General features: G+C 45.1%; 16 protein-coding genes and 1 other RNA gene. 8 read left to right on the plus strand and 9 right to left on the minus strand.

Annotated elements, in window-relative coordinates:
- Positions 1-64 precede the first annotated feature (64 nt).
- The 3 genes from ABDW16_RS05445 to ABDW16_RS05455 all read left to right on the plus strand — a co-directional run bounded on the left by ABDW16_RS05445 (position 65) and on the right by ABDW16_RS05455 (position 2,547).
- Positions 65-652 (plus strand): riboflavin synthase, encoded by a 588-nt coding sequence (locus ABDW16_RS05445; protein ID WP_343668249.1) that lies wholly within the window; start codon positions 65-67, stop codon positions 650-652.
- Between the two features lie 17 nt (positions 653-669).
- The gene (locus ABDW16_RS05450) at positions 670-1,668 is read left to right on the plus strand and encodes a nitronate monooxygenase (RefSeq protein WP_343668250.1); all 999 of its coding nucleotides are present in this window, start codon (positions 670-672) and stop codon (positions 1,666-1,668) included.
- A 243-nt stretch (positions 1,669-1,911) separates the two neighbouring features.
- Positions 1,912-2,547, plus strand: coding sequence for a hypothetical protein (locus ABDW16_RS05455; RefSeq protein WP_343668251.1), 636 nt, complete (start codon positions 1,912-1,914; stop codon positions 2,545-2,547).
- Here ABDW16_RS05455 and ABDW16_RS05460 read toward each other — a convergent pair.
- The 5 genes from ABDW16_RS05460 to ABDW16_RS05480 all read right to left on the minus strand — a co-directional run bounded on the left by ABDW16_RS05460 (position 2,536) and on the right by ABDW16_RS05480 (position 7,870).
- Positions 2,536-3,873, minus strand: coding sequence for a DUF58 domain-containing protein (locus ABDW16_RS05460; protein WP_343668252.1), 1,338 nt, complete (start codon positions 3,871-3,873; stop codon positions 2,536-2,538). The two genes, ABDW16_RS05455 and ABDW16_RS05460, sit on opposite strands and share 12 nt — an antisense overlap.
- 1 nt (position 3,874) lies before the next feature.
- Positions 3,875-4,855, minus strand: a complete 981-nt coding sequence (locus ABDW16_RS05465) for a MoxR family ATPase (protein ID WP_343668254.1) — start codon at positions 4,853-4,855, stop codon at positions 3,875-3,877.
- Complete coding sequence (locus tag ABDW16_RS05470) at positions 4,855-6,003, minus strand: DUF4350 domain-containing protein (protein WP_343668256.1); 1,149 nt, start codon at positions 6,001-6,003, stop codon at positions 4,855-4,857. The genes ABDW16_RS05465 and ABDW16_RS05470 overlap by 1 nt, the downstream gene beginning before the upstream one ends.
- Before the next feature lie 71 nt (positions 6,004-6,074).
- Entirely contained in the window at positions 6,075-6,890 is an 816-nt protein-coding gene (locus tag ABDW16_RS05475) for a DUF4129 domain-containing protein (protein ID WP_343668257.1), read from the minus strand.
- Positions 6,887-7,870 (minus strand): stage II sporulation protein M, encoded by a 984-nt coding sequence (locus tag ABDW16_RS05480; RefSeq protein WP_343668258.1) that lies wholly within the window; start codon positions 7,868-7,870, stop codon positions 6,887-6,889. The genes ABDW16_RS05475 and ABDW16_RS05480 overlap by 4 nt, the downstream gene beginning before the upstream one ends.
- A 47-nt stretch (positions 7,871-7,917) precedes the next feature.
- On the opposite strand from ABDW16_RS05480, the gene ABDW16_RS05485 reads away from it, so the two are divergent.
- Positions 7,918-8,649 (plus strand): RDD family protein, encoded by a 732-nt coding sequence (locus ABDW16_RS05485; RefSeq protein ID WP_343668260.1) that lies wholly within the window; start codon positions 7,918-7,920, stop codon positions 8,647-8,649.
- Between the two features lie 2 nt (positions 8,650-8,651).
- On the opposite strand, the gene ABDW16_RS05490 is transcribed toward ABDW16_RS05485, so the two are convergent.
- Complete coding sequence (locus tag ABDW16_RS05490) at positions 8,652-9,137, minus strand: RDD family protein (RefSeq protein ID WP_343668262.1); 486 nt, start codon at positions 9,135-9,137, stop codon at positions 8,652-8,654.
- Positions 9,138-9,217: 80 nt separating this feature from the next.
- Positions 9,218-9,667: a DUF5684 domain-containing protein gene (locus ABDW16_RS05495; protein ID WP_343668263.1), complete on the minus strand. Its 450-nt coding sequence runs from the start codon at positions 9,665-9,667 to the stop codon at positions 9,218-9,220.
- A 281-nt stretch (positions 9,668-9,948) separates the two neighbouring features.
- On the opposite strand from ABDW16_RS05495, the gene ffs reads away from it, so the two are divergent.
- The 3 genes from ffs (at position 9,949) to ABDW16_RS05510 (ending at position 12,583) form a co-directional block, all read left to right on the plus strand.
- Positions 9,949-10,048: signal recognition particle sRNA small type (gene ffs, locus ABDW16_RS05500), an RNA gene on the plus strand.
- A 246-nt stretch (positions 10,049-10,294) separates the two neighbouring features.
- Positions 10,295-10,945: a fructose-6-phosphate aldolase gene (gene fsa, locus ABDW16_RS05505; RefSeq protein ID WP_343668265.1), complete on the plus strand. Its 651-nt coding sequence runs from the start codon at positions 10,295-10,297 to the stop codon at positions 10,943-10,945.
- A 318-nt stretch (positions 10,946-11,263) separates the two neighbouring features.
- Positions 11,264-12,583 carry an NAD(P)/FAD-dependent oxidoreductase gene (locus ABDW16_RS05510; protein ID WP_343668267.1) on the plus strand — a complete coding sequence of 440 codons (1,320 nt, stop codon included), beginning with the start codon at positions 11,264-11,266 and terminating at the stop codon, positions 12,581-12,583.
- A gap of 68 nt (positions 12,584-12,651) precedes the next feature.
- On the opposite strand, the gene ABDW16_RS05515 is transcribed toward ABDW16_RS05510, so the two are convergent.
- Complete coding sequence (locus ABDW16_RS05515) at positions 12,652-13,941, minus strand: DUF5103 domain-containing protein (RefSeq protein ID WP_343668269.1); 1,290 nt, start codon at positions 13,939-13,941, stop codon at positions 12,652-12,654.
- A gap of 94 nt (positions 13,942-14,035) precedes the next feature.
- Here ABDW16_RS05515 and ABDW16_RS05520 point away from each other — a divergent pair, with 94 nt between their 5' ends.
- The gene (locus tag ABDW16_RS05520; protein WP_343668270.1) at positions 14,036-15,268 is read left to right on the plus strand and encodes an FtsX-like permease family protein; all 1,233 of its coding nucleotides are present in this window, start codon (positions 14,036-14,038) and stop codon (positions 15,266-15,268) included.
- Here ABDW16_RS05520 and ABDW16_RS05525 read toward each other — a convergent pair.
- Complete coding sequence (locus tag ABDW16_RS05525) at positions 15,261-15,992, minus strand: RNA methyltransferase (protein WP_343668272.1); 732 nt, start codon at positions 15,990-15,992, stop codon at positions 15,261-15,263. The genes ABDW16_RS05520 and ABDW16_RS05525 overlap by 8 nt on opposite strands.
- Positions 15,993-16,011 lie beyond the last annotated feature (19 nt).

Below are 16,011 nucleotides of genomic sequence, written 5' to 3' on the forward strand. Positions count from 1 at the left end.
TTGTTTGAATTTTTGGGTGCCCGGCGTCAGCTTTCACCTCCACTTTTTTACATAATTTCGTTCCATGTTTACAGGAATTATAGAATCATTAGGCGAAGTTATAGCTACAAAGAAGGAAGGCAGCAACATGGTCATCTCCATCAGCTCCGCCCTCACTCCTGAATTGAAAGTAGACCAAAGCATCGCCCACAATGGGGTTTGCCTCACAGTTACCCACATTGATAAAGACATCTACCAGATCGTAGCCGTCGCAGAAACCCTCCAGAAAAGCAATATTGGCCTGCTTACCCCAGGTCAGAAAGTAAACCTGGAAAGAGCCATGCTCTTCAATGGTCGTATAGACGGGCACCTTGTGCAGGGACACGTAGACGCCACCGGCGAATGCATATCCTGCACCCCGCAAAACGGTAGCTGGGAATACCGCTTCCGCTTCCCTGCCCGGTTCGCTCCGCTGATCGTGGAAAAAGGCTCCATCTGCCTCAATGGTATCAGCCTGACTGTTTTCAATGTTACCGACACTGAATTCAGCATCGCTGTCATTCCATATACCTACGAACATACCAATATATCAGCTGTCCAAGCCGGCAGTATCATCAACCTGGAATTCGATATCCTGGGTAAGTACGTCGCAAGGCAGAAAACAGCCAACTAGTATATAAATACACACGTATGAAATTAACCTCAACCCTGGCCATCCGGTACCCGGTGATCATGGCTCCCATGTTTCTGGTAAGTAACGAAGCTATGGTCAAAGCCGCTATGGACAATGGCATTGCCGGTACCTTCCCCTCCCTCAATTACCGCCGTGAAGGTGAGCTCAAAGACGTTCTTGACCGATTAAACCACCACCGCACCCACTCCCCCCAGGGCACCTATGGCGTGAACCTCATCGTTCAAAAGACGAACCCCCTCTATTCCAAACACCTCCAGGTCTGCGCCAACGCCAAAGTGCCTCTCTATATCACCTCCCTCGGTAGTCCAAAAGAAGTGATCGCTGCCGCCCATAGCTATGGTGCCAAAGTACTCTGCGATGTGACCAACCTGGCCCATGCTGAAAAAGCAGCACAGGCAGGTTGCGATGGCTTCATCGCCGTTACCGCAGGTGCCGGTGGCCATGCCGGCCCCTACCCTATGCATATACTCGTGCCTTCCCTGCAGGAACACTTCCCCGACAAAATACTCATTGCCGCCGGAGGCATCGCCCACGGCAACCAGATAGCCAGCGCCCTTCTGCTAGGTGCCGACGGCGTATCCATCGGTACCCGGTTTATTGCCAGCCACGAAGCCACCGTAAGCAATGAATACAAAAATGCCATTCTCCAATACGGCATGGACGATATCGTGCTCACCGAACGCCTCTCCGGTACCCCCTGCAATATCATAAATACCCCCACCGCCCGGAAAATTGGCTATAAACAAAACTGGCTCGAAAAGCTCCTCAATAACAACGCCCGTACCCGCAAATACTTCAAAATGCTCGTACAACTCCGGGGAATGAAAAAACTGGAACAGGCCGTAAAACCCGGAAATTATCAACAATTATGGTCCGCCGGGCAGAGCGTAGAACTCGTAAAAGACATCAGCAGCGTGCAGGAAATTGTGGATAACCTCATCAAAGAGACAAAACTTGCCCTACAGGCAGGAAAGAAAATCAGCGAAAACTTCTAATTCGCACAATTTCCTATAAATCAATCAACTATACCGTATAAGTCCACCTCAAGTCCACCTTGAACAGGTCACTTGTTCAGTCAAGCCTTAGTGTCTATTCGATACCAATTCGACACCAAAAGGGCACCTCATTATCCCTTTGGATATTGAAGTGCCCTTTTGATGACCTTCTAATACCCTTTTAGCACTAAGGCTATGGTATAGTTACACTATGTTTGGAACGATTTTTTATACCTTTCTCCTATGAAATTATTCTTTACCACTTTACTCAGCTTCCTGTCCCTCCTGGTCACCGGCCAGCAAAAAACAGTTAAAAGCGTCAAAGCCGTATTCGACTCCACCGCCGTTCCCGAACTCTACAATAAAATTCCCATTGGTCTCTATATTACCTATACCAACGGCGAGGTCAGAACCACCACCGGGTTCCTCCATGGCAATTATAACTGGAACCGTATCAAAGTAGTTCCCAATACCGGCACCTTTCAAAATGGCTACTTATTGCTGGACAGAAAATCCCTGGTCAGCCAGAACTATACCATCCAGCTGACCATTACCAGCACCGATATACCCCAGTCCATGACTGCCGACATCGTGCTACCCAAACTGGACAGCATCCGTTTTCATCATTATGCCGACAGCCTGAAACGGGGTTTCCATTTTTATTTGAATGTAGAAGGGATCTTTAGCTCCGGTAAAATATTTCCATTGGATACCAGCGCCGTCTCTTTCGAAGTAAGTGATGGGAAATTATTAGGGCAGGACCTGCTTATTAACAACAATGAAACTTCTATACAAGCTGTAAATGCTACAGCCACATACAAAAATGATGAGCACCTGAAGGCACTCACCACTATCCCGGTAAAAAAATTAAATGAGTGAGCGTGATTTCAGCTCCAGGTATTTGTTGATCAGATGCAGGCTCAATTGCTGCGGCGTAGTCAACAGGGAAAGGATCCCGAACTGCGCCAGCTCGCGCACCATCTGCTTTTTCTCATAAGCAAATTTCTGCGCAATCACCTGCCTGTAAATGTCCTCTACTGCTGTAGCCGTTTCCTGGGTTATTTTCTTTAATTCCGTATTCTCGAAAAATACCACCAGCAGCAAGTGATACTTTGACAACCGGCGCAGATAAGGCAGCTGTCGCTGCAAAGCAGACAACGACTCAAAATTGGTAAACAATACCAGCAGGGAACGCTGGCTGAAATGGCTGCGCAGGGTTACCACCAGCTTTTCATAATCGCTTTCCTGCCACTGCGTTTCCTGCGCATACAGGGTATCCAGAATTTTATTCAGCTGTACTTTTTTACTACTCGCCGGTAATACATCTACCTCCTGTTCCATCAGGGTCACCAATCCGGCCTTATCCCCTTTCTGCAAGGCAATATTGCTAAACACCAGCGAGGAATTGATAGCATAATCCAGCAATGTCATCCCTTCAAAAGGCATCTTCATCGCCCGGCCTTTATCAATCACACAATAAATCTGTTGCGACTTTTCCTCTACATAGTTATTCACCATCAATCCGCCCCTGCGGGCCGTCGCTTTCCAGTTTACTCTTCTTACATCATCGCCACGCACATATTCCTTGATATGATCAAACTCCATACTCTGGCCGATCATCTTCTTTTTATGTACCCCCGTGTCTCCCACACGATCATCAAATGTATACAACTCAAAATTGCGCAACTGCAAAAATGAAGGATATACTTTTACAGCTTCCGCACTCTCTTTTACAATCCGTCTTTGCACCAGCCCGATTGGGCTTTTTACAAATGAATTCGTATTGCCAAACTGGTATTCTCCTCTCTCCACCGGGCGCAGCGTATATTCCACCACTTTCGTTTCGCCTGGTTTCACCATTGTTTTCTGCCTGAAATCTCTCAGCTGAAACTGAAAAGGCAGTTCATCCAGTATAGTAACGAAGACGGGAAAGCGAAAGTTATTTTTAACATGCAGGCTAATCGTATTATCATCGCCATTGCTGAAGCGCTGCCCCATGACCCTGGATACAGGAAAGGGATCGCGGCCTGCTGTAAACAGGAAGAACAAATCTACCAGCAACAATAACCCCAGTCCTGCAACAAGGAACAGCGCCACCGGGTACAGCAGCGAAAAAAAATAAGCCAGTATAAAGAGCAGTGCCAGTGCACCTACGATCGTATACAGGCGGGTAGTAAAGAATAATGCCAGAAATGTTTTCTTCATATTACCTCGGTACTTCTACAGCTTTGATGATCTGGGCGATCACTTCATCGGTGGTGATGCCTTCCATTTCACGCTCAGGCGTGAGCATGATACGGTGACGCAATACATGTGGCAGCATGTTCACAATATCGTCCGGTGTTACAAAATCACGGTTGTTAATTGCCGCAGTCGCCTTTGCACAGTTCATCACCGCGATTGAAGCACGTGGAGATGCACCCAGGTACAGGGAAGCATTCACACGGGTTTCCTGGATCAATGCAGCTATGTAGTGCAACAGTTTATCTTCAATATGTACTCGCCTTACCAGTGCCTGGAATTCTATGATCTGGCTGGCAGTCACCACCTTATCCACCATCTTTGTCAGGTCTGTCAGACCATTGAACTGGTGCATAGCCTGCAGCATGGTAATCTCCTCATTCAATGAAGGATATTTCACTTCGATCTTAAAGAGAAAACGGTCCAGCTGTGCTTCGGGCAGGCGGTAAGTTCCTTCCTGCTCTATCGGGTTTTGGGTAGCCACTACCATAAATGGTGCGGGCAGCGGATGCGTGATGCCGTCGTTGGTAATCTGTCTTTCTTCCATCACCTCAAACAGGGCAGCCTGTGTTTTGGCAGGGGCGCGGTTGATTTCATCAATCAGTACCAGGTTGCTGAAAACCGGTCCACGCTTATATTCAAAGTTCCTCGTTTCAGGATTGAATACAGAGGTACCCAACACATCGGCAGGCATAATATCAGGGGTGAACTGTAACCTGGAAAAATCTGCATCGATACTTCTGGCCAGCAGTTTTGCTGTCAGTGTTTTTGCCACGCCAGGTACACCTTCGATCAGCACATGCCCCTGTGTCAGCAAACCGGTGATGAGCAGTTCCACCATTTCATGCTGACCGATAATTACTTTTCCTATCTGTTCCCGTATAGCAGCTACACCCTGGTGCAATGCATAAAAATCTGTACGGGGATGAAATGTAGTTTCCTCCATTATTTAGTATTTAAATAAAACGCCTGTATTTTACTGTAAAACTCCTTCAGGTATGCATCTGTGATTTTGTCTGCCAGTTGTATAAAGTGAATGCTGTCTATAATCGCTTCTACTTCTGCCAGCGGCACACCTGCTTTATGTGATAAACGACGAATGAACTCATCGTTGATCGCATTTGTATTCAGATAATATTTTGTACGGATAAATTCAAGCCATTGCATGATGATCTTTCTCGCCAGGTTCACATTGTCATGCTGCTGGTAATATAATTGTCCCAATGCCTCTACAAATTCCAGCGAGTTATTTGTCAGCACTACCTTGTCTGGTATAATTCGTTGTCTTCTTTTGCTTTCAAAAATGGCATACAGCAACATGAGCAAAACCAATAGCCACAAGGCCCATCGCAGGGCAGGATAGCGCATCAGCACACTCCACTGGCTAAATTCCCCCTCCTGTGGATACTGATGGTATTTATAAAACTCATCCCAGTACACAGTGGAGTAACCATAGGTGTACGCCGCCTGTTTTTCCAGTGAACTGAGGTTGTGTTTATACATCAGGAAGTAGTTAGTCAGAATGGAAGGTTGTAGCAGCAAAAAGACCTGTCCTCTCCCTACGTTGATTCTTACAAAATTGGCCCTGAACTTACTGTCAGTACCAAGAATCGTAGTTCTTGGCGTATCCAGCAGGGTAAAGTAACGCCCGCCCACGATTGAGTCCCGGGCATACACCGTATCAGGCATCAGGGCATGGTTCACATAGTGCTCTTCTGCATGTGGTTTTGCAAAGAAGTTGACATCTCCTGATACCTTCGTATATAACCTGCTAATGAAAGCGCTGTCCAGGTCAGTGGCTGCAACAAAGAGCTGGTTGCCCCGGTTCACAAACTCGATCATAGAATCCACATCTTCTGCTGTGGTAAACAGCCTGTTTGCCACCAGGTAGTAAAGGATGCCTTCGCCGGTTCTCAGATTTATGTCTCTCTTAGCACTGGCAGCAAATGGCTTGGAAACTACATTGGGATGCTCGCCATCATAAAAGGATGACAGGGATTCGAACATGACATAGCAGCCTCCCGGATCTTTATCCTTATAGGAAAAGGACTGTTTTTCCAGGTGCAGGCCTTCATCCCGTGAAAGCGACTGCATATTGGAAGCTATTATTGCTACCACGAATAACAGCAAGAATACAGAAGCGATGATTATTCCAATAGTTCTTTTCACCGGATATAGCCTAATTCGTTCAGAAATTGTTTGAACTGCCCCTGAATAGTACTGAATTGTTCACCATTCACAGGCACTTCACCGTACCATATATATTCGTAATCCACAGTTAGCCTCGCAAAGGGTTTATGCCACGGGGTCTGCGACAGACTACGCAGGTATGCGGCATTTGTCTTCTCCTTACTGTATACTATGATTTCTTTATCGGCCAGCACCCGGATTGTCTGCAGGTACATGAGGCGCACTGCCAGTCTGAGCCTGCCTTCTGCAATCGCCTGCTGAATCTGCATTTCGTAGCCGCTCGCATCATGCTCTTCTTCCTCCTGCTGTACTTCTTCCTTATTATACGCTGGCTTACTCCATTTAAACACATAGCCATTCCTACGGAGGTAGACAAAGATAGCCATGCCCATTGCTGCCAGGATGGCGATAACAATGAGCCACCAGAAAGCCTTAAAGAGATATGCAATACCAATGAAAATAGCATCCAGCCATTTAAAATCGAAGCTGGGAGCCTTTTTGGGAGGTTTCTGGTGATATTGCAGTTCCTTGTCTTTGCTGAATTTATTCTTTACTTCAGTGGGCACTTTCCGGATCAGCAGGGCAGATGCTTCGTCATAGTCATCTATCGTGTCTGCATCCATAGGTACAGCTTCGTCATACAGGTATGGCGCTGCATTCAGGTCCACTGCTGTATCAATATCTGCCGTTACTTTTGGAATATGGTCCTCCAGGCTTGCAGTATCCTGTGCATAAAGGGCACAGGGCAGTAATAGTAATGCGATTAGTAATGCTTTCAATCCTTCCCTCATTTCACTGGTTTTATAACTTTGCCGGCTTCGTCCAGTCTGAATCCTTTGCGATATACATAAATGGGGTATATCACAAAATAACCTACTATAAATGCCAGGGAGAGCGCCAGGATACTGACACTTGCGAACATGGGCATTTTGGTATGCCGGGTCACAAACCCTTCCAGGAATGCAGCGGTGAGGAATACCGGGATGAGGCAGATCATCATCTTGACCGCATCTCTGGCTGTTTTTTTAAGGGCGTCTAATCGCTTGCGGGTACCCGGAAAGATCAGGCCACTCACCATGACGAGGCCTGCGGCCCCGGTGATCACGATGGAAGATATTTCCAGCGTACCATGTATCCAGATAACCAGCACCGACTTTAACCCCAGCCCCTTGGAAAAAAATAAATATTGAAAGGAACCGAGCATAACTCCATTTTTCATGAGGATATACAAAGTGCCAATACCCATAAATATACCGCTGATGAAACACATGAGGGCAACCCTGATATTGTTGTAGGCAATCTCAAGAAACATAACCAGCTCATTTCCATTACCGTACACACCAAAGGGGTCTCCGTTACTAATATTTCTTTCTGTCATGCTCACATATTCATCGCCCAGCACCCCTCTTACGAAAGTTTCGTCGCGGGCGGCGGAGAATGCGCTCATAATACAGAATAACAGAAAAAATGTAAACGTGAATAGTAATAATCGATGATATTTACGGAAGATCAGGGGCAACTCGTACCTAAAGAATCGCTGAAAACGGCCGTCTTTTTCCTGGCGGTTTCCGTAGATCCGCTGGTAAATGTCTGCCGCCAGGCTGTTGATATAACCTGTGACCTTGCTGAAACTATAGAATGTTTTGGCGTATGCCAGGTCATCCAGCAAACTGGTGAACCGGGCAGCCATCTCATCCGGATCCTCGGTTGGTTCCTCCTGGTACTTTTTCCAGCGGGGTAAATTTTTCTTTATAAAAGTAGTTTCACGCATGGGTTGTCCATTATAACAAACATATACATTAATTAGTAAATTTGTACATGGCTAATGTAAAAATACCTACATCCTTCAATATAGAGCTGGAATTTGAAACTGCCAATATTATGATGCGGTTTCTGGCCTGGTTTATTGACGTTCTCATCCGGTTGGCATTCATCATTGCTATCTATGTGACGTTTACCAGGATGCACCTGTCTGGCAATACTGAAACAGTGATGTACATTCTCTTTTGTTTGCTCCCCGTTTCGCTCTATTATCTCCTGTTTGAGATTACAATGAACGGGCAATCTCCAGGAAAAATGATGTTAGGCCTGAAGGTCAGAAGTCTGAATGGTGGTAAGCCAAGTATCAGTCAGCACCTGATCCGCTGGTTGTTTCGTATAATCGAAACTCCCTGGGGATTTTTGTTCCTGAATGGTGCCATTCCTATCATATCTATGGTCCGTTCCCGTTACGATCAGCGCCTGGGCGATGTAGTGGCCGGTACGATAGTGGTGAATACAAAAAACAAAACCAGTATACAGGATACCATTTACCGGGATATGTCTTCGTTGAATTATGAACCCCACTTTCCCCAGATTCTTCGCCTGTCTGACAGGGATATGAATAAGATCAAGGTATTAATGGACCAGGCTATCAAGTCTGGCAACCAGGACCTGATAGCCCGGGTATCGGAAAGAGTAAAAGAAGTATTGGTGATCGAAACAGAAATGAATCATTTCCAGTTTCTCGAGACCGTACTAAACGACTACAATTACTATACTACCCGATAAAATTACATTGTCACCAATTTCGCTTTGCTAACAACGGTAGTTCCTGTCCAGGAGTCATGCCATGGGGTACCCAGCGCTGAAAACATCTCAAACGGTACAAGACGGGCATAAGATCTGCCGAATGCGTTTTTCCATGTAAGTGGCTGCCCGTCCAGGCGGATAGCGACACTACCTGTAATCAGTTTCCCGATAGTGCGTCCCTTTAAAAGCCCCTCCTGCAATACATAGTAAAGCGGCCAAATAGCATAAGTGAACACATAGGTCAGAAACTTGAACAGCCCCTGGTTTGCTACGATCCAATAGCTAAGATTAGGGATGATAAGTCCCAACACCATGCCCACACAAATTGCAACAACAAAAATGTAAATTGTCGACAACACCCCGTCAATCAAAAAATTGGCTAACCTGATACCCTTATCTACTGGTTCAGGGATCATTACTTCCTCGTTGAATTCTTTTAAAATGTCCTCTCCTTGATATGTGTTCATAAGTGACAGAAATTAAAAAACTGCCGGTCCTGTGAGCAACCGGCAGCAGATCAATATGGCAAAAAAACAACAAAAAACTATTACAGTGCCGGCTTGCCGATGCTATCGATCTGGCTGTCCAGGTCTTCTGTAGGAATGCCATTAGGTCCTACATAACGAATGCTCTTGTCAAATGCAATGATCGCATAGAAGATAGGCGCCAGGAACATGAGGCCGAGACCGAATAAGGTGTCCTTCCCAAAGCTTCTTGCCAGGGACATTGAACCGTTAATCCAGATAATAAAAAAACCTACTATACAAATAGGAGGAATCAATAACAGGATCCAGGTCCATGGTTTGCCGATGATACGGCAGAAAACAATGAAACTATAAATAGGAACAAGTACAGCCCAACCTGGCTGACCTGCTTTTTGAAATACCATCCAGTGGCAGATGATAGTAAAAATAGAAATTGCAAATCCGGTAAAGAAGAAACCGAATCCTAACAACGCAAAAATACCACCAGCGCCGTCGTAAGATGTTGTCTCCATGAGGTTAAATAATTTTTAGGTGAAAGGTTAATTTTTAACAAAATAAATATTCTTTTTTAAAACTATATAATGTTTTTTGTAAAAAATACCAAATAGGGATACTCATTAAAACATTAGGGAAATTAAAATGTTGATTTAGAGGTCTCAAACATATAGCTACATCGACAAAAATCGTCCCGAATCCTGATTTAATATGCTTCAAAATACTGCATTTTTAAAGATTTTCGCAGAATCTTTTGAAATGTGTTTGGAAGTTAACGCAATTGTCCTACATTTGCAGCCGGCAAGTCTTATACGACCAGCTCCTGCTGAACTCCCCCAGGACAGGAATGTAGCAAGGGTAGGCGGTTGTAGCGGTGCGATGTAAGTAACTTGCCTTTTTTTTTCTCTTTTATTCCAGGTCATCAGGCGCTCGTCAATAGCTGATTGTCACTATTTCCTTCATACGAATGACCTGTGTGGTATGACCCAGTAATCTTCAGCTTTTTATTTATTGATTTCAAATTTCAGATTCATCTGTACGGGTATGGGTCTATATTTGCAATACTTTATGCTTGACAATGTGTTAATTGTTGCATAACTTACTCCGTTGAATTAATTACAAAATCATACTAAATACATTTCACCATGAAATTCTTCATAGATACAGCAAATCTGGCACAGATTAAAGAAGCACACGACCTGGGTGTACTCGATGGCGTAACCACCAACCCTTCCCTGATGGCAAAAGAAGGTATCAAAGGTGAAGCGAATATCCTGAAACATTACGCAGACATCTGCGAACTGGTAGACGGCCCCATCAGCGCAGAGGTTCTGTCTACTGATTTTCAATCCATTATCGAAGAAGGTAAGAAACTGGCTGCTATTCACCCAAACATCGTGGTGAAAGTGCCAATGATCAAAGACGGTGTGAAAGCGCTGAAATGGTTTACTGACAACGGTATTAAAACAAACTGTACACTGGTATTCTCTGCAGGACAGGCTATCCTGGCTGCTAAAGCTGGTGCTACTTTTGTATCTCCATTCATCGGTCGTATCGATGACTCATCATGGGACGGTGTAGAACTGATCGCTCAGATCGCCCAGATCTATAGTCTTCAGGGCTTCAAAACCGAAATCCTCGCAGCTAGTATCCGCAGCGCTCTCCACATCGTAAAATGTGCTGAAGCTGGTGCTGATATCTGTACCTGCCCACTCGATTCAATCCTGGGTCTGCTGAAACACCCGCTGACTGATATCGGCCTGGCTAAGTTCCTGGAAGACGCTAAGAAAATGTAGTACATACTTTTAGATGGTATATACTCCCCGGTGTAGCAATGCATCGGGGATTTTTTTTTACATCGCGCAAGCGAAGCCGACCGCAGGCCCGAAACCAATTCCAATCACTTTTGCCATAGGCAAAAGTGATTGGAATTGAGTGAATCTTTTTAAAAGAGTAAGTCCGGAATTAAATTCCTTTCTCAAACTTTCATTTTTTTCTGAAAGTTTTATAACTTTGATACGCATTTATAAACTCCGGCGTTTAAAAACACAGTGCCAACCTAATTGGCATAGATTTCTTCTTCTATATTTCATTGATCGCTAAATGATGTTTTTATGATTCAGCCGAATGTTCCGGATACAGGTTTACCCCGTGTTGTTATTGTTGGAGGAGGTTTTGGAGGTATTAACCTGGCAAAACAATTGAAAGACGCCCCAGTACAGGTAGTTCTGCTTGACAGAAACAACTACCATTTATTTCAGCCCTTACTATACCAGGTATCAACTGCCGGCCTCGAAACGGATAGCATCGCTTTTCCTCTTCGTGGCATCTTCAAGCATCAGAAAAACTTCTACTTCCGTATGGCAGAAGTAACAGGCGTACGCCCTGCCGACAATATACTGGAAACCGGTATCGGCGACCTGCATTACGACTACCTGGTTTTTGCCACCGGCAGTACCACTAATTTCTTTGGCAACAAAGCGATTGAAGAACATGCTATCGGTATGAAGTCCCTCATCGAAGCGGTACAGATCCGTAACTACCTGATCAAACAATTTGAAGAGAGCCTGCTGCTGAATGATCCTGCAGAAATTCAGTCAAAACTGAACTTCGTGATGGTAGGCGGAGGCCCTACAGGTGTGGAACTGGCAGGTGCCTTTGCAGAATTGCGCAAGTACATTATGCCAAAAGACTACCCCGAACTCCCCGTATCCCTCATGAAGATTTACCTGATAGAAGGAAGCCCCCGCGTACTGAACAGTTTCAGTGAACACTCTTCACAGAAAGCGTTGGACGGATTACACAAACTGGGGGTAAATGTCATCCTCAACACCTTTGTAAAAGAATATGATGGTGAAACCCTCACCCTCAGCAATGGTGAAAAACTGCAGAGTAAATCACTCCTGTGGGCAGCAGGGGTAAAAGGCGTACCTGTAAATGGTATTCCTGCAGATATCATCGCTCCCGGCGGACGCATTATGGTGAATGAATTCAACCAGGTAAAAGGATATAAAAATATCTACGCCATAGGTGATATCGCACAGATGATGAATGATCCGGAACGCTTCCCTAAAGGCTATCCGATGGTAGCACAGGTAGCTATTCAGCAGGGTGTAAACGTAGCGCACAATATCCGGTTCATTGCCAAAGGCCAGCCATCCGCTATCAAACCATTTAAATATAAAGACCTCGGCAGCATGGCGACCATCGGTCGTAACAAGGCAATTGCTGAATTTTTCGGCATGAAGATCAGTGGGTATTTTGCCTGGATCGTGTGGATGGTAGTACACCTGATGAGCTTATTGGGATTCAGGAATAAGCTGGTAGTGTTTATAAACTGGTTCTACCGGTATTTTACTTTCGACAGAGGTACGAGAATTATTATAAAGAGAGGTGCAGCGAATATTGTGAAGTTGAGACAAACAGTACAGTAAATTTAAATGCCGCCTGCAGGCCACGGCCCAAACAAAAACGCTTTTGCCAAAGGCAAAAGCGTTTTTGTTTATCTATTCAATTTAGAATTCAATGTCACCGTAGAAACTAACTCATCATACCTGCCCCCCAAATCCCGGTAATACAACAGAATGGTATAACTATTCTCCGTCTCCCACCAGTCTCCCTCTGTATCTGCCGTACTCGGTCTTGCATCCGGATCTCTCGTATCCAACAGCGCATATTCATAATTATAAAATCCCTGCTTTAAAAACATGGTACCTTCATAAGCCCTCGTCTGCGGATTATACACCATCTTACTCCCATCATTGTATTCATAATTTGTCATCTCTCCTATCAGGTACAGGTCAAATCCGGCATACGGCTCGGGCGCAGGATAATTAAAATGTACGGTGGCATAATCCCCCTCATAAAACGGATCATAATTATCAATCGTTGCTAAAAAATACATGCCATTATAATCCTTTACATAAGAATACATCGTATTCCCCCTGGGATAATCCGGCATCACATACACATCTGTTCCATCGGGGTGATATTCAGACCGTTTTACACGTTCCGTCTGCAACCGAAAGCTTCTCAAATCTATCCATCTCCACTCCTTTCCTGCCGGAAACTGGCAATCCAGTTCTGCATTATACTCAATCGAATTCCCCTTTATAAACATTGGCTTCGGATTCAGGATCGGAAAATCCCACCTGTAATTCTGCAATATCACTACTTTCAGCTGATCAAATGGATTCACTACATTCAGTCCTCCTGTACTCACTACAAAATTCACCTTCTGATTCGTCTTGAACACCTTTGGCGACACCGGTTGCTGGATCACACCACTCAATCCGCCTCTATTACTTACCACCAGCAATCGCTTTGTAAATGCCAGCTGGGAGGTATCGCTATCCAGGTATACCTTCAGCAGGTAATTGCCCGCCTTTATGGGCATACAGTTAGAATTAGGCAATGACACCGTATAATGTGTATATCGCACCAGCGCTACACTGGAAAATTTATACGTTGTAATCCTGTTCTCAGAAAAGCCTCTCAGGTATTCCAGCTGGTTGATGTTGACCGGCGTCCAGTCAGCATTACACAACTGTAATGTATAATAGTAATCCTTGACATCTGCATCCAGGTCATCAAACGAGAGATCCACTGCATCTCCTCCATTCAGTGAAATAATGGGGAAAGCTGTCTGATCACCGGACTGGTTCAGTTTTACAGACCTGATATTGTTGTAGTAAATGTGACCAGGTCCATAGACGTTGTCCTGCGCTACTGCTGGAATAAAATATAACAGCAGCCCGATTACAGGTATACAGAAGTAGGGCTTTATCATCATAACTTATCTATATAGGAATGTTAAGGTACGACCTTTTCCCCGGCTAGCGCCAAAACCCTCTTTTACCCATCAGAAAATTTGATACATTTGTCTCATGCGTTTATCTTTCTTCGTTGCCAGAAGGATCGCTTTCAACCGGTCTGGCTCTTTTTCCAGGTTCATCATCAACATTGCCGTGGTAGCCACCGCTATCAGCGTAGCTGTTATGATCCTGGCAATCGCATTGGTAAACGGTTTTCAGCATGTCATCCAGCAAAAGATCTTTAATTTCTGGGGGCATATGCATATTAACAATTACCAGGCAAACGCAGGTCCGCTCACAGAACAAATTCCTTTCCAGGCGGATTCCAACATTGTTTCCTACCTGAAAAATATAAACGGTATTAACACCGTGAATATTTACGCCACTAAATCGGCCATCATCAAGGCAGAGAAAGACCTTTCCGGCGTGATTTTCAAAGGCGTAGACCGTAATTATAACTGGTCACACATTCAGCAATTTATGCAGTCAGGCAGTGTCATTCACTTCAATGACAGCAGTTATGCCCCGGAAATTATCATTTCCAGCAGCATGGCCAAAGAACTGCAACTGAAAGTGAACGACCCGCTGATTATATACTTTATTCAGGGTGCGGGTCTCCCGCCCAGGGCCAGAAAGCTCAAAGTAAAGGGGATCTATAAAACTGCTGTGGAAGAATATGACAAGACATATGTGCTTGGCGACCTGGAACTGATTCGTAAGCTCAATAACTGGCCAGCCGGCAGCATAGGTGGTTATGAAGTATTCATTGATGACTACCACAAAATGACTGAAATAGCGGATGAGGCTTTGAATGGCATTCCCGATAAACTGGCGCTGCGCACCATCCAGGATATTTATCCCAATGTATTTGACTGGCTGGAACTGCAAAATAAAAATGAGATCATCATTCTCGTCATCATGACTATCGTGGCAGTTATCAACATGATCACCGCCATCCTGATACTCATTCTCGAACGTACGAACATGATAGGCATACTGAAAGCACTCGGTATGCGCAACAACAATATCCAGCGTATCTTCATTTACCAAGCAGGTTATATTGTTCTTGCCGGATTGATTATAGGTGATATACTGGGTGTGGGGCTCGCTATGTTACAAAAGGTGACCGGCTTTTTGAAACTGGACGAAGAAAGTTATTACATGTCTACAGCCGCAATAGACCTGCATTGGTTCCATGTAGTCCTCATCAACCTGGGTACCTTCCTGGTATGCCTGCTGGTACTTACTGTACCGTCTTTGGTTACACGAAAGATCACCCCGGTAAAAGCATTGCAATTTAAATAAGCAATCTCCCACAGATAATACCCGCTGCCACACCGGCATTCAGCGACTCGGCGCCTCCCAGCCTGGGAATGGTAAGTTTGTGCGTGGAAGCAGCAATCACCGCATCGCTCAATCCTTTTGACTCATTGCCGATCAGGATAATGCCCTCTGACAGTTTGGAGAAGGAAGTAATGTCCGTACCATGCAGGGTGGCGGCATAAGAAGGAACTTCTGCTTTTTCCAATAGGGGCAGGAGGTCTGTTTCAATAATATTTACCCTGGCAATACTCCCCATGGTAGCCTGGATCGTTTTGGGGTTATACACATCTACACAATCTGGTGTGCAGATCAGTTGTTTGATGCCGAACCAGTCGGCTATACGTATCAGGGTCCCCATGTTTCCCGGGTCCTGGATAGTGTCTAGAGCAAGTGATACCTGGCCTTTCAGGACCAAAGGCGCAGCCCTGGGAATGTCTATCAGGGCCAGGGCCTGATTGGGAGTGGTGAGCGCCGATAATTGTTTTAATACGTGTGCCTCCACCTCGGTGAAAGGTACTTTTCCTTTCAATAGCTGTTCATGGTCACTGAGCCACTCTTTGGTAGCATACACTTCTCTCACCGTCATTCCCCCCGATACCAGCTCTGGAACGATCTTATCACCTTCAGCAATGAACTGGCCAGATTTTTGACGGTATTTTTTATGCTGTAATGATTGAATATACTTAATTTGCGCCTTTGACAACATAGGGCCAAACCTACATGAA

The organism is Chitinophaga sp. (genome assembly GCF_039596135.1).
Taxonomy (GTDB): domain Bacteria; phylum Bacteroidota; class Bacteroidia; order Chitinophagales; family Chitinophagaceae; genus Chitinophaga.

What these genes read in the sequence shown, in the direction of transcription:
- ABDW16_RS05445 (WP_343668249.1), top strand. Translation starts at nt 65, where the DNA reads ATGTTTACAGGAATTATAGAATCATTAGGCGAAGTTATAGCTACAAAG.
- ABDW16_RS05450 (WP_343668250.1), top strand. Translation starts at nt 670, where the DNA reads ATGAAATTAACCTCAACCCTGGCCATCCGGTACCCGGTGATCATGGCT.
- ABDW16_RS05455 (WP_343668251.1), top strand. Translation starts at nt 1,912, where the DNA reads ATGAAATTATTCTTTACCACTTTACTCAGCTTCCTGTCCCTCCTGGTC.
- ABDW16_RS05460 (WP_343668252.1), bottom strand. Translation starts at nt 3,873, where the DNA reads ATGAAGAAAACATTTCTGGCATTATTCTTTACTACCCGCCTGTATACG.
- ABDW16_RS05465 (WP_343668254.1), bottom strand. Translation starts at nt 4,855, where the DNA reads ATGGAGGAAACTACATTTCATCCCCGTACAGATTTTTATGCATTGCAC.
- ABDW16_RS05470 (WP_343668256.1), bottom strand. Translation starts at nt 6,003, where the DNA reads ATGCAGTCGCTTTCACGGGATGAAGGCCTGCACCTGGAAAAACAGTCC.
- ABDW16_RS05475 (WP_343668257.1), bottom strand. Translation starts at nt 6,890, where the DNA reads ATGAGGGAAGGATTGAAAGCATTACTAATCGCATTACTATTACTGCCC.
- ABDW16_RS05480 (WP_343668258.1), bottom strand. Translation starts at nt 7,870, where the DNA reads ATGCGTGAAACTACTTTTATAAAGAAAAATTTACCCCGCTGGAAAAAG.
- ABDW16_RS05485 (WP_343668260.1), top strand. Translation starts at nt 7,918, where the DNA reads ATGGCTAATGTAAAAATACCTACATCCTTCAATATAGAGCTGGAATTT.
- ABDW16_RS05490 (WP_343668262.1), bottom strand. Translation starts at nt 9,137, where the DNA reads ATGAACACATATCAAGGAGAGGACATTTTAAAAGAATTCAACGAGGAA.
- ABDW16_RS05495 (WP_343668263.1), bottom strand. Translation starts at nt 9,667, where the DNA reads ATGGAGACAACATCTTACGACGGCGCTGGTGGTATTTTTGCGTTGTTA.
- fsa (WP_343668265.1), top strand. Translation starts at nt 10,295, where the DNA reads ATGAAATTCTTCATAGATACAGCAAATCTGGCACAGATTAAAGAAGCA.
- ABDW16_RS05510 (WP_343668267.1), top strand. Translation starts at nt 11,264, where the DNA reads ATGATTCAGCCGAATGTTCCGGATACAGGTTTACCCCGTGTTGTTATT.
- ABDW16_RS05515 (WP_343668269.1), bottom strand. Translation starts at nt 13,941, where the DNA reads ATGATGATAAAGCCCTACTTCTGTATACCTGTAATCGGGCTGCTGTTA.
- ABDW16_RS05520 (WP_343668270.1), top strand. Translation starts at nt 14,036, where the DNA reads ATGCGTTTATCTTTCTTCGTTGCCAGAAGGATCGCTTTCAACCGGTCT.
- ABDW16_RS05525 (WP_343668272.1), bottom strand. Translation starts at nt 15,992, where the DNA reads ATGTTGTCAAAGGCGCAAATTAAGTATATTCAATCATTACAGCATAAA.